Annotated in this window: 11 protein-coding genes and 2 pseudogenes; 12 read left to right on the plus strand and 1 reads right to left on the minus strand. The window is 69.8% G+C overall.

Annotated features, from left to right (window positions below):
- The first annotated feature begins 196 nt into the window (after positions 1-196).
- The 4 genes and pseudogenes from I8N67_RS16995 (at position 197) to I8N67_RS17010 (ending at position 6,268) form a co-directional block, all read left to right on the plus strand.
- Positions 197-3,163: a lantibiotic dehydratase gene (locus I8N67_RS16995; protein ID WP_200303947.1), complete on the plus strand. Its 2,967-nt coding sequence runs from the start codon at positions 197-199 to the stop codon at positions 3,161-3,163.
- Positions 3,160-3,717, plus strand: a pseudogene (locus I8N67_RS17000) (lanthionine synthetase LanC family protein); the annotation flags it as partial. The gene I8N67_RS16995 and the pseudogene I8N67_RS17000, both read left to right, overlap by 4 nt.
- Positions 3,695-5,056: pseudogene (gene fxlM, locus I8N67_RS17005) on the plus strand (methyltransferase, FxLD system); the annotation flags it as partial. The pseudogenes I8N67_RS17000 and fxlM, both read left to right, overlap by 23 nt.
- An 87-nt stretch (positions 5,057-5,143) precedes the next feature.
- Positions 5,144-6,268, plus strand: coding sequence for a hypothetical protein (locus I8N67_RS17010; protein ID WP_200303948.1), 1,125 nt, complete (start codon positions 5,144-5,146; stop codon positions 6,266-6,268).
- A gap of 147 nt (positions 6,269-6,415) precedes the next feature.
- Here I8N67_RS17010 and I8N67_RS17015 read toward each other — a convergent pair whose 3' ends face one another.
- Positions 6,416-6,853: a hypothetical protein gene (locus tag I8N67_RS17015; protein WP_003974483.1), complete on the minus strand. Its 438-nt coding sequence runs from the start codon at positions 6,851-6,853 to the stop codon at positions 6,416-6,418.
- Positions 6,854-6,895: 42 nt separating this feature from the next.
- Between I8N67_RS17015 and I8N67_RS44225 the strand changes: the two genes are divergently transcribed.
- The 8 genes from I8N67_RS44225 to ccsB all read left to right on the plus strand — a co-directional run bounded on the left by I8N67_RS44225 (position 6,896) and on the right by ccsB (position 16,156).
- Entirely contained in the window at positions 6,896-7,294 is a 399-nt protein-coding gene (locus tag I8N67_RS44225; protein ID WP_200304004.1) for a hypothetical protein, read from the plus strand.
- A gap of 741 nt (positions 7,295-8,035) precedes the next feature.
- A complete protein-coding gene (hemL, locus tag I8N67_RS17025) occupies positions 8,036-9,355 on the plus strand; it encodes a glutamate-1-semialdehyde 2,1-aminomutase (RefSeq protein ID WP_200303949.1) in 1,320 nt (439 codons plus the stop codon).
- Entirely contained in the window at positions 9,352-10,026 is a 675-nt protein-coding gene (locus I8N67_RS17030; protein ID WP_200303950.1) for a histidine phosphatase family protein, read from the plus strand. The genes hemL and I8N67_RS17030 overlap by 4 nt, the downstream gene beginning before the upstream one ends.
- A gap of 362 nt (positions 10,027-10,388) precedes the next feature.
- On the plus strand, positions 10,389-11,672 hold the full coding sequence (locus I8N67_RS17035) for a polysaccharide deacetylase family protein (protein WP_200303951.1): 1,284 nt from the start codon (positions 10,389-10,391) through the stop codon (positions 11,670-11,672).
- 65 nt (positions 11,673-11,737) lie between these two features.
- Entirely contained in the window at positions 11,738-12,340 is a 603-nt protein-coding gene (locus tag I8N67_RS17040; RefSeq protein WP_234045828.1) for a TlpA family protein disulfide reductase, read from the plus strand.
- 25 nt (positions 12,341-12,365) lie between these two features.
- Positions 12,366-13,133, plus strand: a complete 768-nt coding sequence (locus tag I8N67_RS17045; protein WP_200303991.1) for a cytochrome c biogenesis CcdA family protein — start codon at positions 12,366-12,368, stop codon at positions 13,131-13,133.
- Positions 13,134-13,136: 3 nt separating this feature from the next.
- Positions 13,137-15,038: a cytochrome c biogenesis protein ResB gene (resB, locus tag I8N67_RS17050; RefSeq protein ID WP_234045829.1), complete on the plus strand. Its 1,902-nt coding sequence runs from the start codon at positions 13,137-13,139 to the stop codon at positions 15,036-15,038.
- Entirely contained in the window at positions 15,035-16,156 is a 1,122-nt protein-coding gene (gene ccsB, locus I8N67_RS17055; protein WP_200303952.1) for a c-type cytochrome biogenesis protein CcsB, read from the plus strand. The genes resB and ccsB overlap by 4 nt, the downstream gene beginning before the upstream one ends.
- Positions 16,157-16,181 lie beyond the last annotated feature (25 nt).

The raw sequence follows: 16,181 nt of genomic DNA on the forward strand, positions 1-16,181 counted from the left end.
GGTCAATCCGGGCTGGTGCCGCCGCGCCCCGGCGTGGCGGCACCAGCCGCCCGTCCCCACACCTCCACGGAGGTAGTCGGTGATTGCTCCGCCCGCAGCGTTCCGAACCGGCACAACAACTCTCGTGCGCGCCGTAGCCCGGCCGTCGCTGCCGGTTCCTCCGTGCCCTGACCTCGATGACCGCTCGCCCAGCAGCTTGGCGGCCTGTCTCACGTGGCTGCGGGCGGTCTGGGCGAACCAGGATGTCGCCGAGGCACTGCAACACTCCAGCCCGGTCCTGGCCGCGCAGCTACAGGCCCTCTGCAAGGCCGAGCGGCCTCCTGTGCGGGACGTACGGCGCGCGGCGCAGTCCGAAGCCCGCTATCTGCTGCGGGCCGAGCACCGTGCTACGCCTTTCGGCCTGTTCGCCGGCGTGACCACCGCAGTGTTCGGTCCGCAGCCGCGTTCGGGCTGGGGCGTGGAGCATGTGGCCGTCGGCCGCGCGGGGGCAGAGTGGCTGGCCGCCGTGGTCGACCGGCTGGAGTCGTGCCCGGACCTCCTCGAACGGCTGCCCGTCGTCGTCAACAACACTGTGACCAGCCGGGGAGACCGGCTCATCGTGCCGTTCCAGCCCGACGTCCAGGACGACCGGACACGCGCGGTCGAAACGTCCCTGGCCCTGACCGCACCGGTGCGCGCGATCCTCGCCGTGGCCCTGGCGCCGATCCAGGTCGGAATGCTCATGGACAAGCTTCGGGCAGAGTTCCCCGAAGCAGGGGCAGCAAGGGCGCGTGATCTGCTGGCAGAGCTGATCCGGCGGCGGGTGCTGATCACGAGCTTGCACGCGCCGAGCACCGAGACCGACGCCCTCGGCTATCTACTCGACCAGCTCGACGCGATCGATGCCGGAACCCTCGCTCCGGTCACAGAGACAGTGCGCGAGCTTCGCGCGGTCCGGGCGGGACTGGAAGAGTGCGCCACACGCGGTGGCCGAGACAGCGTCGCAGCACGGATGCGGGCCCTCGTGCCCAGCCTGCGCCGCCACCCCGTCGCGCTCGACCTGCGCCTGGACGCGCAGATCGTTCTGCCGGACGATGCAGCCCGGGAGATCGAGCGTGCGGCCCTCATCCTGACCCGGGTGAGCACCCGCCCGTACGGGACCGCGGCGTGGGGCGAGTACCACCAGCGGTTCTACGAGCGGTATGGCATCGGCACCATGGTGCCGCTCCGAGAGGTCGTGGCGGACAGCGGCACCGGATATCCCGATGGCTACCCGGGCAGTCCGGCCGGCGCGCGTCGGCCTCGCGTCTCCGCCCGGGATGACGCCCTCGTACGGCTGGCGCAGACCGCCGTACTCGACGGCCGCGACGAGGCGCTACTCACCGACGACCTGGTTGCGGCCCTGGACGTGGGGCCGGATGAGCCTCGGGTGCCACCGCACTTGGAGGTCGGTGTGAGGGTGTATGCGGCCGGCCTGGAGGAGTTGCAGCGCGGGCGGTTCCGGCTGGAGGTCGTGAGCGTGTCCCGAGGCGTCGGCGTCTCCACGGGCCGGTTCCTCAGCGTGCTGGCCCCCTCCGACCGCGAGGCTCTGGCCACAGAACTCGCCGACCTCCCGACGGCGGACAGCAACACCGTGCCCGCGCAGCTCTCTTTCCCGCCCCTGCTCCCCGAGAGCGCCCACGTCACCCGCGCCCCGCAGGTCCTGCCCACCGTGATCAGCCTCCAGGAACACCGCGCCCGGCAGGACGCTGTCCTCACCCCGGCGGACTTGGCGGTGGGGTGTGACGGCCGCCGCATGTATCTCGCCGCCCCTGACCGCGGCCACCGTGTCGAGGCCGTCGGGGTGCACGCGTTGAACCTGCGCACCCACACTCCGCCGCTGGCGCGGTTCCTCACAGAACTGTCCCGCGCCCAGTGCGCGCCGGTCACCGTGTTCGACTGGGGCGCCGCCGCGGCGATGCCGTTCCTTCCACGCCTGCGGTACGGGCGCACCGTGCTGGCCCCGGCACGCTGGCGGCTGGAGGCGTTCGAGCTGCCCGGCCGCGCCCGTCCTCGGGCCGAGTGGGACGCCGCGCTCACCGGCTGGCGGGATCGGCGGCGGCTGCCTCGCCGCGTCCACCTCGTGGAGGACGACCGACGCCTCTTCCTCGACCTCGACGAGGCCGGCCACCGGACGCTCCTGCGCCAACACCTCGACCGTACGCACCTGGCCGTACTCGTCGAGGCCCCGAAACCGGAGGCGTACGGCTGGTGCGACGGGCGAGCACACGAGGTCGTAGTGCCCCTCAAGTCGACCCGGCCGTCGACGTGGCCGCCCCTGCCCGCGCCCACGCAGGCCCGTCTCCTCTGCCCGGCCCAGATCCAGACCCCTGCTTCCTCCCCCGTACTTCTGGCCGCTCTGTACGGAGATGCCCGCCTCCAAGACACCCTGCTTTCCCAGCACTTGCCCGTCCTACTCAAACAACTCGGCAACCCACCATGGTGGTTCATCCGCTTCCGTGACCCGGACCAACACCTTCGCGTACGTATCGCACTCCCTGCCCCGGAAGCATTCGCCGAGACGGCCCATGTGGTGAGCGCCTGGGCCGACGAGCTGCGCGACGCCGGCCTGCTGACCGATCTGCGGTACTCAACCTCGTACCGCGAGATGGGCCGCTGGGGCTCCGGCGCCGCATGGGAGGCGGCCGAGGCGGTGTTCCGGGCGGACTCACGCGCCGTCCTGACCCAGCTCGCGCAGCCGCAGCGCCCCGGCGCGCGCACGCTGGTGGCCGCCCATACCGTCGCCGTCGCCTCCGCGTTCCTCGGCAGCACCGGAGCCGGGATGCGGTGGCTGATCGACCACATCCCGGCGACAGCCCCCCCGCCGGTTCCGCGCCCGCAGTTCACCGAGGCTGTACGGCTCGCCAATCCGTGCGACGACTGGGCGGCGCTGCGCCGTGTCCCAGGCGGAGACGCCATCGTGTCGGGATGGGCAGACCGGGATACGGCACTCGCCGCGTACCGACCGCACCTGCCGGGCCCGGACACCCAGGGCATCGCCGTCGACGACGTCCTGACCTCCCTGCTGCACGTCCACTTCGTGCGGCACATCGCCGTGAACTTCCCGGAAGAAGAGGTGTGCCTCTACCTGGCGCGCGCCGCCGCCCTGGCCTGGACCGCCCGTACCACCGGGAGGACCTCATGACCGCCCACCCCGCGCTCGACCTGGTCGACGCCGTCGCGTCCCAGCTCGCCGACCCCGAAACTGCGTACCTCGGGGCCCGGGCGACCTCCTCGGACTGGCAGCACCTCGCGTACGGCCCTCCGGGCATCGCGCTCCTGCACATCGAGCGGGCCTCGAAGGGCCTGGGCCCGTGGCAGCGGGTCCACGACTGGCTCGCCGCCGCCTCGCGGGAGCCGTTCACCAGTGGCCCCGACAGTCATCCCTTCTACGGGGCGTCCGCCTTCGCCCACGCCCTGGCCTGCGCCGCCGACCAACTCCCCAATTCCTACCAGCGCGCCCTGAACACGATGGACCGGCAGATCGAGATCGACGCCGTACGCCGCCTCGACGCCGCACATCGCCGCATCGATGCCGGACGCCTGCCTGAGCTCGCCGAGTTCGACGCTATCCGTGGCCTCACCGGATACGGGGCCTATCTCCTGCGCCGTGACCCCGGCAGCTCCACGATGCGCGCCATCCTCGACTACTGCGTGCGCCTCACCGAACCGATCACTCAGGGACGACCAGAGCGCCCTGTCCAACATCGCACGAGAGGTAATCATGGGAACAAATGACGAGACCGCGTTGCCCAACGAGGCACCGACCGCCGCCGATAGCGTCAGCGCGGTGAACACCGACACGATCGTCACCCCCACGTCGGACGCCGAGCGCCTCCGCAACGCCCTGGTCGACCAGCTCCGCGCGGACGGGCACGCCCACACGACCGCCGTCGAGACCGCGTTGCGCACTGTGCCCCGCCACGTGTTCGTGCCCGACGCGTCACTCGAAGACGCCTACGCCAACGCACCGGTGCACATCAAGTACGACACCGACGGCACGTCCATCTCGTGCGCCTCCCAGCCGGGCGTCGTCGCTCTCATGCTGGACCAGCTCGACGCTCGGCCCGGTGAGCGCGTTCTCGAACTCGGCGCCGGCACCGGCTACAACGCCGCTCTGTTGGCCCACCTGGTCGGCGAGAGCGGGCACGTGACCACTCTGGACGTCGATGTCGACCTCGTGGAGGGTGCTCGCGCGCACCTCGTCGCCGCCGGGATCACCAACGTCGAGGCCGTGACCCGCGACGGGGCCCTCGGATACGCCGAGGGAGCGCCGTACGGCCGGATCATCGCCACCGTGGGCGCGCACGGCGTGCCGCACCCCTGGCTGCAGCAGCTCGCCCCCGGTGGACGGCTCCTCGTCCCCCAGCGACTCAAGGGCAGCGTCTCCCGCTCCATCGCCTATGAGCAGCGCGACGGCCGATGGGTGTCCCTCGGCAGCGAGATGAACACCTTCATGCCGCTCCGGCGCGGCATCGCCGACGACGACCGCCGAGTCATCCCGCTCAGCGCCGACGGCACCGTCCGGCTCCAGGCGCCCGCCGGGCAGAACATCGACGCCGACGACCTCGCCGGTGTCCTGGGCCAGCCGCGCACCGAGGAATGGACCGGCATGACGGTCCGCGCCATGGAGTCACCGGAATGGATGGAACTGTTCCTCACCTGTTCCCTTCCCTCCGGCCTGATCCGGATGCTGTTCCCCCAGAGCGCCAAGGGCGGTCTGCTCACCGAGGACCCCTACCCCTCCTCAACCGCAGCCGTCGAAAAGGGCGCCGTCACCTACCTGGCGCGACGCCTGTCGCAGGAAAAGACCCCCGAGGGCGGCAAACTCTGGGAGTTCGGGGTCATCGGCCACGGCCCCGGCAGCGACGAACAGGCCGCGAGGGTCGCCGACGCCATCCGCACCTGGGACCGCGAATACCGCGACCGCGAAGCCACGTTCGAAATCCAGCCCCTCGACGCGCCTGCCATCGAGCAGCGCCCCGGCCTCTTTGCTCTCGACACCCCACTGAACCGCATCGTCGTCGACTGGCGGTGACGCCCCAGGCGTAGCGGACGGTGCCCATCGGCGTACGGCCGACGGGCACCGTCGCCCAGCAGTTCTCACTCACGCCCCGGGGGATCCATGGACCCGCACGGACCCGTAGCCCAGCGCTACCCGCTCGTCGCCCGATTCCGGCCCGCCTGCCTGCCCCTGCCCGAGCGCGTGCGCGCGCTCGTCGACCTGGCCGACACCGCGCTGAAGACGACCGACCAGGGGCGCGCATCGGCCGTCTACAACCAGGCCGCGCTCATCGCCTCCGATCTCGACCTTCCCGACCTCGCACGCGAGCTGTGCCACCAGCACGCCGACGCCTACCTTCATGCCTGCCCCCTGCCCGGCATGAGCGCGATCCGAGGACTGGAACCGGTCGTCAACCTCGCCCGCCTCCGGATTCGTGCCGGCCGCGCCGATGAGGGACGTCAGCGACTGCTCGACCTGTATGAGGCCGTCGAGGCGGGCGCGGCTGCTCGGTTCGACGGTGTCGCGGTACCGGCGGACCTCACCGCGACCGACGAAGACCGCCACGAGGTCCGCGCGTGGCTGTGGCGTGTGCTCCTCGCCGACGGCACGCGCACTCTCACCACCAGGGGACGGTGGGCCGAGGCCAAAGCACACATCGAAGCTCACCGCGGCGTAGGCAAACGGATGCTCGACGGGCGCCAAGTCGCCGTACTCGCCGCCCTCGTTGTGGGTGACACGGCATCGGCCGCTGCCCTCCTCGCCGACACGATGCCTGGCGATCCATGGGAGCAAGCCGTCACGGCCTGCCTGACCGTCCTGTGCCGCCGCGCCGCCGGGCAGCCGATCGACGGCCACCTGGCGGACCTGGTGACGACCTACTCCGAGCGGAAGGCCGAACCTGGGATGACCGTCTTCGACATCCGGCTCGGACTTACCGTCCTTGACGCGATCGGATCCGCCGAGGCGCCCGGCGCGCGCCACATCGTCGAGGAACTGCACCGCAGGACGACGGACACCGAAGACGGCTACGCGGCCCGCGAGAACCTGGCGCACCCACTGTTCATCGCGCTCGCCACGGATCGGCAAGCACAGGAGTGCCGCGCTCTGGTGCGTTCCTGCGCCCTCGGGGCAGGGATGGTCCCCGATGATTTGCTAGGACAACTGACGGCTGCTCTACGCGCCGGAGACACCGTGATCCGGGAGAGTCTCGCGCGCCCCTTCGATCCCGAACGTAAACCCCAATGAATTCGCAAGAGGATCTTGTTGTGGCCCTGGTCGGGCGCGACCGATGTGCCCTCAATGCGCCCTGGCCGCCCGACGCCGCCTCTCCGGCACCCGGCACTAAAAAGGGCGAGGCCCGAAGACCTCGCCCGCCACCAGCAAAACCTCGGATCAGGGCCATACCAAGCAATAAGGCTGATGCCCAGCCTCATGCAGCCGATGGCTGAAGTCCTGCCACTCGTGCAGCAGTTGGTACACGTTGAACGCGTCGCGGGGCCCGCCGCGGTCCGGGACCGTCGACCAGATGAAGGCGGCGGCGCCGACGGCTTCCTCGCCGATGCCGCGGAGGGGGTCGACGACGGTCATGGGGAGCTTGACGACGGCGTAGTCGGGGTGGAGGACGACGAGTTCGAGCGGGGGGACCTTGTGGAGGGGGACGCCTTCGATGCCGGTCAGCACCATCGCGGCCATCGTCTCCGGCTTGATCTTGGTGAACATGCCGTTCATGCCGAGCTCGTCGCCGCCGAGTTCCTCGGGGCGCATCGAGATCGGGACGCGGGCCGCGGTCGCGCCGTCGGGCGCGCCGAAGTATTTGTATGTCACCCCCACCCGACCACCATTCCTGCTCCCCGCCCGGAGCCGGTTGACCACGTGGTCGAGGCCGTCCGCATGGTCCGCTCCGGGCACGCGGTCCGCACTCTCGACGCGGTCCGGGTGTTCGGTACGGTCCTTGCGGTCCGCGCGGCTCCTGCGCTCCGCGCGACTCCTGCGATCCACGAGGTCAGGCCGGTCCATCCGGTCCGTCTGATCCATTCCGTCCACACGATTGACACGATCCACATGATCGGCACGATCCATACGGTCCATACCGTCCATACGGCTGCGCCGCCCGATCCGCTCAGGGCCGCCGCTCTGGATCCGGTCGGGACCGCTTTCCGCGCGGTCGGAACCGCTCTGGATCCGGTCGGTCCCGGTCCCCGTTCCCGTCTCGGTCCCCGTCTCGGACCCGGTACGGTCGGCGTCGCCCTGCGCGCCGCGTCGGCGACGTGAGCGGGGCGAACCGTCCTCCTGCGGAGAGGTCTGCGGGGTCTGCTGATCGTGCGAAGCGTGTGTGCCGTGTGCACCCTGCGGACCGTACACGCCCGGCCGTCCCTGCGGAGCGTGCGGGGGCTGTGATGTAGGCGGTACCGGTGGGGGCGGGGGAGGAGGTGCCGGTGGTCCCGGCGGCGGTGCCGGCAGCGAACCCTGCGGGCCCGGCCCCGCCGGCCCGCTCACCTCACCCGGCATCGGCCCTGGCCCGGACTTCGATCCCGGCCCACTCCGGTCGCGGTCGCGGTCGCGATCCCGCTCCTGCCGTGTCTCCGCCGCTTCCTCCGCTTCGCGCCGGTGCCTGCCCCGCCGGGCACGACGAGGACCGAGGTCACCGGTCCCTTCGCCCAGTCCGCCACCGCGATGCATATCTCCACCCGAACGCATTTCTGGGACGCGCGACCCCCGCCACGCAACCCGATCATCGTGTCAGTGACCTCCCCCGCGGCCGCCCGCCGAAACGTGCGTTGAAACACCAGTCCGCAGGATCTTCGGAGCCTCTGACACCATGGCCTGTGTGAGCTATCCGTACGAAGCCCCAGTCTCTCAGACCGTTGAAGGACGAGGCGCGGGCATCGTGGCGGCGGTCGATCCGCCGGAGGCTCTGTGGCTCAGATCTGTCGCGCGATGGCCTGAGAGTGCTGGCCTACGCTGAAGGCGTCACGAGCGACGGAGTCGGAGAAGTTGGAGAAAGCGCAGGTCATGCCCCAACGACCCTATTCATATGAAGCCCCAGTTTCGCAGACTCTTTTCGAGCGCGCGGCGGCCGTCACGCCCGGCGGCGTGAACTCTCCCGTGCGCGCCTTCCGTGCCGTGGGCGGTACGCCCCGGTTCATGGTGTCCGGTACCGGTCCATATCTGACGGACGCGGACGGGCGCGAATACGTCGACCTCGTCTGTTCCTGGGGGCCCATGATCCTCGGGCACTCCCGTCCCGAGGTCATCGCCGCCGTCCAGGAGGCCGTCTCGCGCGGCACCTCCTTCGGTACGCCCGGTGAGGGCGAGGTCGCGCTCGCCGAGGAGATGGTCGCGCGGGTCGGGCCGCTGGAGCAGGTGCGGCTCGTGTCCAGTGGGACCGAGGCGACCATGTCGGCGATCAGGCTCGCCCGCGGGTTCACCGGCCGCGCCAAGGTGGTCAAGTTCGCCGGGTGTTATCACGGGCATGTCGACTCGCTGCTCGCCGCCGCCGGTTCGGGCCTGGCCACCTTCGCGCTGCCCGACACCCCGGGCGTCACCGGCGCCCAGGCCGGCGACACCATCGTGCTGCCCTACAACGACCTCGACGCCGTACGCACCGCCTTCGCCGCCCACCCCGGCGAGATCGCCTGCGTCATCACCGAGGCCTCGCCGGGCAACATGGGCGTCGTACCGCCGCTGCCCGGTTTCAACCAGGGGCTCAAGGACATCACCGCCGAGCACGGCGCGCTGTTCGTCTCCGACGAGGTCATGACCGGGTTCCGTACCAGCCGGGCCGGCTGGTACGGGATCGACGGCGTCGTCCCGGACCTCATGACCTTCGGCAAGGTCATGGGCGGCGGCTTCCCCGCCGCCGCCTTCGGGGGACGTGCCGACGTGATGGCGTACCTCGCGCCCGCCGGGCCCGTCTACCAGGCCGGCACGCTCTCCGGGAACCCGGTCGCGACCGCCGCCGGGCTCGCGCAGCTGCGGCTGCTGGACGACGCGGCGTACGAGACGGTCGACGCCGTCTCCGCTCGGATCCAGGGGCTCGTCACGGACGCGCTCACCAAGGAAGGCGTCGCGCACACCGTGCAGAACGCCTCCAACATGTTCTCCGTGTTCTTCACGGACACCCCCGTGCGGAACTACGAGGACGCCAAGGCGCAGGAGTCGTACCGCTTCAACGCCTTCTTCCACTCGATGCTGGCGCAGGGCGTCTATCTGCCGCCGTCGTCGTTCGAGTCGTGGTTCGTGTCGACCGCACACGACGATCAGGCGGTACAGCGGATCGCCGACGCCCTTCCGGCGGCGGCGCGGGCAGCGGCGGAGGCTACAGCGGCATGAGTGACATCACGGTCGTCCATCTGATGCGGCACGGCGAGGTCGCCAACCCGGACGGGATTCTGTACGGGCGTCTCGCCGGCTATCACCTCTCCGACCTCGGGCGGCGCATGGCCGACCGGGTCGCCGAGCATCTCGCCCCCCGCGACATCACGCACGTCGTCGCCTCCCCGCTGGAGCGGGCGCAGGAGACGGCGACGCCGATCGCCAAGGCGCACGGGCTGGACCTCGCCACCGACGCGCGGCTCCTGGAGGCCGGCAACGTCTTCCAGGGCAAGACCTTCGGCGTCGGCGACGGCGCGCTGAAGCGGCCGGAGAACTGGAAGCACCTGGTCAACCCCTTCAAGCCGTCCTGGGGCGAGCCGTACGTCGACCAGGTCGTCCGGATGATGGGCGCCCTCGACGCGGCCAAGGACGCGGCCCGGGGACACGAGGCGGTGCTCGTCAGCCATCAGCTGCCGATCTGGATCGTCCGGTCGTACGTCGAGCGGCGCCGGCTCTGGCACGATCCGCGACGGCGGCAGTGCACCCTCGCCTCCCTGACGACGTTCACGTACCAGGGCGACAAGATCGTCTCGGTCGGCTACAGCGAGCCGGCCCGGGACCTCGTGCCGGCCCATCTCCTCGCGGGCGCCAGGCCGGTCAAGGGCCAGGACAAGGCTTTCGGCGCCTGAACCCCTGATCGAGCCAGATCAACCAGATCAACCAGATCGACCAGATCGACCAGATCGACCAGATCGACCAGATCGACCAGATCGACCAGATCGACCAGATCGACCAGATCAAGCGGAACCCCAAGGGCCGTACGTCTCTCTCACAGACGTACGGCCCTTTCCTCTGCCCTCGCGTGCTCTCTCGCTACGCGTGCCCCGCCCGCGTGCGCCCCGTCACAAAGCGTATGAGTCACCTCATGCGAGCGTATTCAGTCAAAGAGTCTTAAACATATGCTAGTTCGGCGGAACCCCCACGTTTCCCAGCGCCTCTAAAACGGTGTGCTTCACGTGAACCGATGCGTGAAATGACCAAAGGGGACGCAATGAGCGAGATATCGCGAAGGGGAATGCTCGGGCTCGGTGTGGGTGCTGCCGCCGGCCTGGGACTGACCGGCTGCGGTACGGGGCTCGGGGGCGAGCCCGGCGAGGCCGGTGGGAACGGTGGCTCCGGGGGCGGCGGCAAGGGCCCGGGGAAGTCCGGGAAGCCGGGGAAGACGGCGAAGCCGCTGGGTGACGGGTCCACCTCGGACACGGGCAAGCAGCCGAAACAGCCGGACAAGCCGCGCCCGTTGGCGGCGGGCGAGACGCCGCCGCAGTTCGTGGTGTTCTCCTGGGACGGCGCCGGGGATGTCGGGAACGGCCTTTTCGAGCGGTTCCTGAAGGCCGGGCGGGACCACGGCGCCCATATGACGTTCTTCCTCTCCGGGATCTATCTCCTCCCCGAGTCGAAAAAGCGCGTGTACCTGCCGCCCAACAACGCGCCGGGCGCGTCCGACATCGGTTATCTGACGGACGAGCACATCAAGTCGACACTGGGACATCTGCGGACGGCCTGGCTCGACGGCCACGAGATAGGCACCCACTTCAACGGCCACTTCTGCGGCGACAGCTACGGCTCGGTCGGCAAGTGGACGCCGAAGCAGTGGCGCAGCGAGATCGACCAGGCGAAGGCGTTCGTCAAGGAGTGGAAGACCAACAGCGGCTGGACCGACGTCGAAGCGCTGCCCTTCGACTACGACAAGGAACTCATCGGCGGCCGGACGCCCTGTCTGCTGGGCCAGGAGAACCTGCTGCCCACCGCGCGCGAACTCGGCTGGCGCTACGACTCCTCCTCGCCCGGCGGCCTCCAGGTCTGGCCCGCCAAGAAGGAGGGCGTATGGGATCTGCCGTTGCAGTCCGTGCCCTTCCCGGGCCACAGCTACGAGGTCCTCTCGATGGACTACAACATCATGTTCAACCAGTCCCAGAACTCCACCCAGGCGCCGCCCGCCAACTACCCGGCCTACCGCACCCAGGCGACAGGCGCGTACGTCGCCGGGTTCCAGCGCGCCTACGAGACGAACCGGGCGCCGCTCTTCATAGGCAACCACTTCGAGGAGTGGAACGGCGGGGTCTACATGGACGCCGTCGAGGAGGCCCTCAAGCACATCGCCCGAGCGAAGGAGAAGGCCAAGGACGGGGACGTCCGGATCGTCTCCTTCCGGCAGTTCGTGGACTGGATGGACGCGCAGAAGCCGGATGTCCTCGCCAAGCTCCGGAGCCTCGGGGTCGGGCAGCAGCCGACGGGCGGCTGGAAGGAGTTCCTGGGGGCCGGATCGACCACCTGACCAGCCTGTATGAGGGCATTCGACCCCGCCGTAGGGCCGCGAAACGGGCATGCGAAACTTTTCACATGAGTGTCCGTACGAGCCGTAGTCGTGCCGTTTTGCTCTCCGCCGGAGGCGTTGCCCTGGCGCTGGTGCTGTCCGCCTGTGCGGGCGGGGGCATCGAGGGCGGGGGCGGCGGGACCGGGTTCATCGCCGGCTCCGACGGGATCGCGACGGTGAAGAAGGCGGATCGGGGCGACGCGCCCGACCTCTCGGGGAAGACCATCGACGGCGACCAGCTCGATGTCTCGTCCGCCTACAAGGGCAAGATCATCGTCCTCAATGTGTGGGGCTCCTGGTGCGCTCCCTGTCGCGCGGAGGCGCCCAACCTGGCGAAGGTGGCCACGGACCTCGCCGACCAGGACGTGCAGTTCGTCGGCATCAACACGCGTGACACCAGTACGCGGCCCGCGATCGCCTTCGAGAAGCAGTACAAGGTCGACTACCCGAGCCTGTACGACCCCACGGGCAAGCTGCTGCTGCGCTTCGAGAAGGGCTCGCTCAACCCGCAGTTGATCCCCTCCACGCTCGTCATCGACCGGGACGGGAAGCTCGCGGCGCGCACCCAGCAGGCGCTCAGCGAGGCCAAGCTGCGCAAGATGCTCAAGCCGATCCTCGCGGAGAAGTGACGTGACAGGGACGTCCGTGCCGACCATGGCCACCGCGCTGACCACGACCGCCGCCGCGAACGAGACCGTTTTCAACGGGGCGCTGCTGCTCGCCCTGCCGATCGCCGTCCTCGGCGGGCTCGTCTCCTTCTTCTCCCCGTGCGTACTGCCGCTCGTGCCCGGCTATCTGTCGTACGTCACCGGAGTCGGCGGCACCGACCTGATCGAGGCCCGCAAAGGGCGGATGGTGGCCGGGGCCGGGCTGTTCGTGCTCGGGTTCACCTTCGTGTTCGTCTCCGGCGGTGCGCTCTTCGGGTACTTCGGGCGGACCCTGCTGGAGCACCAGGACGTGCTGAACAAGGTGCTCGGCGGGCTCATGATCGCCATGGGCCTGTTCTTCATGGGCCTGATGCCCTGGTTCACCCAGCGGGAGTTCCGCTTCCACACCAGGCCGGCGACCGGGCTCGTGGGCGCTCCGGTCCTCGGCGCGCTCTTCGGCATCGGCTGGGTGCCCTGCATCGGACCGACGCTCACCTCGGTCAACGCCCTCGCTCTCGAACAGGCCAGCGCCGGTCGCGGGGCCCTTTTGATGGTGGCGTACTGTCTGGGGCTGGGCCTGCCCTTCGTGCTCGCCGCGGTGGCCTTCCGCAAGGCGCTCGGCGCCTTCGCCTGGGTCAAGCGGCACTACGCGTGGGTGCTGCGGATCGGCGGCGGCATGATGATCACGATCGGACTGCTGATGCTGACCGGCGCCTGGGACCGCATCGTGCAGGAGATGCAGGTCTGGTCCACCGGCTTCACTCCTGGGATCTGAGCCATGACGACGACCGACTCCGACCGCGAGGCCTCCGGCGAGCGAGAGAACGCCGCCGAGCGCACCGGCAGTGGCAAGGGCCGCCCGGCTGACGGGGCCCGGGCCGCGGGCAAGGGCCGGGCGACCGGCAAAAGCGGAACCTCCGATCCCGACCGCGACTCCGGTCCAGACTCCGGTCCCCACCGCGCCTCCGCCGCCGACAGCGCCTCCACCTCCGCCGCCACCGACGACAACGACCTCGGTGCCGCCGGCTCGCAGCTGTCCACCGCCCCCCAGGAGGACGCCCCCAATCTGCCCTCCCTGGGCGTGATCGGCTGGGTCCGCTGGTTCTGGCGGCAGCTGACCTCGATGCGGGTCGCGCTGCTGCTCCTCTTCATGCTGTCGCTCGCGGCCATCCCCGGCTCGCTGATCCCGCAGTCGGGGCAGGACGAGTCGCAGGTCGTCGACTTCATGGAGCGGCACGAGTTCTGGGGGCCGGTCTTCGAGAAGGTCGGGCTGTTCCACGTCTACAGCTCGCCGTGGTTCTCGGCGATCTACATCCTTCTCTTCGTCTCGCTCATCGGCTGCATCGTGCCCCGCACCTGGCAGTTCGTGGGGCAGCTGCGCAGCCGTCCGCCGGGCGCGCCGAAGCGGCTGACCCGGCTGCCCGCGTACGCGACCTGGCGGACGGAGGCCGAGCCGGAGCTGGTGCGCGAGGTCGCGCTGAAGGCGCTGAAGCGGCGCCGCTTCCGGGCGCATGTCGCCGGGGACGCGGTCGCGGCGGAGAAGGGCTATCTGCGGGAGGCGGGCAACCTCGCCTTCCACATCGCGCTGATCGTGATGCTCGTCGCCTTCGCCTGGGGCCAGCTCTTCCGGTCCGAGGGCAACAAGCTGATCGTCGAGGGCGACGGCTTCGCCAACACCCTCACGCAGTACGACGACTTCAAGTCCGGCAATCTCTTCACCGCCGACGACCTCAACCCGTTCAGCTTCGACCTCAAGAACTTCCGGGGCACCTACGAGACCAGCGGCCCCAACAAGGGCACCCCGCGCGTCTACGAGGCCTCCGTCGACTACGCGGTCGGCGCGGACGGCAGGGAGCGGTCGGCCAAGATCGAGGTCAACAAGCCGCTGGAGATCGACGACTCCAAGGTCTACCTGGTCAGCCACGGTTACGCTCCCGTCATCACGATCAAGGACGGCAGGGGCAACGTCGTCTTCGACGACGCCGTCCCGCTGCTGCCGCTCGACTCCAATGTCACCTCCACCGGCGCGATCAAGGTCATGGACGGCTACCTCGACGGCCGGGGCAAGTGGGACCAGCTCGGTATCCAGGCCTTCTTCCTTCCGACGTACGGCGGTGAGGGCACCGCCGTGGTCTCGCAGTTCCCCGCGCTGTCGAACCCCCGGCTGAACCTGACGCCGTACCACGGTGATCTGCGGGTCAACGGGGGCATCCCGCAGAGCGTGTACCAGCTCGACAAGTCGAAGCTGAAGGGGTTCAAGGACTCCGAGGGCGAGCAGGTGCGGGAGAACCTGGAGATCGGCGAGACCATGAAGCTGCCGAACGGCGCCGGCTCGATCACCTTCGACGGCGTCAAGGAGTGGGCCGGCTTCCAGATCACCCAGCAGCCCGGCAGCGGCTGGGCCCTCGGCGGGGCCATGACCGCGATCGCCGGACTCGCCGGTTCCCTGTTCATCCAGCGCCGCCGCGTCTGGGTCCGCGCCACCACCGGCCCCGACGGCGTCACCGTCGTCGAGATGGCGGGCCTGGGACGGAGCGAGTCGGCGAAGGTGCCGCAGGAGCTCGGCGACCTGGCCGCCCTGATCCACACCGAGGCCCCGACCGCCGCCGAGCCGGAGCCCAAGAACCCCGACCCCACCCCCGAACCCCCAGCCGTACCTGCCGAAGGGGCTAAGAAGTGACTCTGGCCGCCGCGACCAACGAGAACCTCGCGAATCTCAGTAACACGCTGATCTACTCCGCGATGGCCGTCTACACCCTGGCCTTCTTCGCGTACATCGCCGAATGGCTCTTCGGCAGCCGCAGCAAGGTCGGCCGGACGGCCGCCGCGCTGACCGCCGACACGAAGGGCGCGGCCAAGAAGGCGGACGCGCCCGCCGTGACCGTGACGAAGGCCGGCGGGACGAGTGTGCTGGAGCGGCCGCAGGTGGTCGTGCGGGCCGCCGCCGGTGCGCGGGACGTGCCGGACGGGCCCGGTGCCCATGGCGGGGACGAGCAGGGCGACCTCTACGGCCGTATCGCCGTGTCCCTCACCGTGCTCGCCTTCCTCGTCGCATTCGGCGGGGTGCTCACGCGGGCGCTCTCGGTGCAGCGGGCGCCGTGGGGCAACATGTACGAGTTCAACATCACCTTCTCCACCGTGGCCGTCGGTGTGTATCTCACGCTGCTGGCGCTGCGGAAGAACGTGCGCTGGCTCGGGCTGTTCCTGATCACGACGGTCCTCCTCGATCTCGGCATCGCCATCACTGTCTTGTACACCGCCAGCGACCAGTTGGTTCCCGCTCTCCACTCGTACTGGCTGTACATCCACGTCTCCACCGCGATCCTCTGCGGCGCCGTCTTCTACGTGGGCGCGGTCGGCACGATCCTGTACCTCTTCAAGGACTCCTACGAGAGCAAGCTCGTGAGCGGCGGCACGCCCGGCCGGTTCGCGACCTCCGTCATGGAGCGGCTGCCCGCCTCGGCGTCCCTCGACAAGTTCTCGTACCGCGTCAACGCCGCCGTCTTCCCGCTGTGGACGTTCACGATCATCGCGGGCGCGATCTGGGCGGGCGACGCGTGGGGCCGTTACTGGGGCTGGGACCCGAAGGAGACCTGGGCGTTCATCACCTGGGTCGCCTACGCCTGCTACCTGCACGCCCGCGCCACCGCCGGGTGGAAGGGCCGCAAGGCCGCGTACATCGCGCTCGTCGCCTTCGGCTGCTGGCTGTTCAACTACTACGGCGTCAACATCTTCGTGAGCGGCAAGCACTCGTACGCGGACGTGGGCCTGGCGGCGCTCCGGTCCGTGGGAGCCTGACCACCCGAAGAACGCGGGGGTTGTC

Source organism: Streptomyces adelaidensis, from assembly GCF_016598475.1.
GTDB classification, from domain to species: domain Bacteria; phylum Actinomycetota; class Actinomycetes; order Streptomycetales; family Streptomycetaceae; genus Streptomyces; species Streptomyces adelaidensis.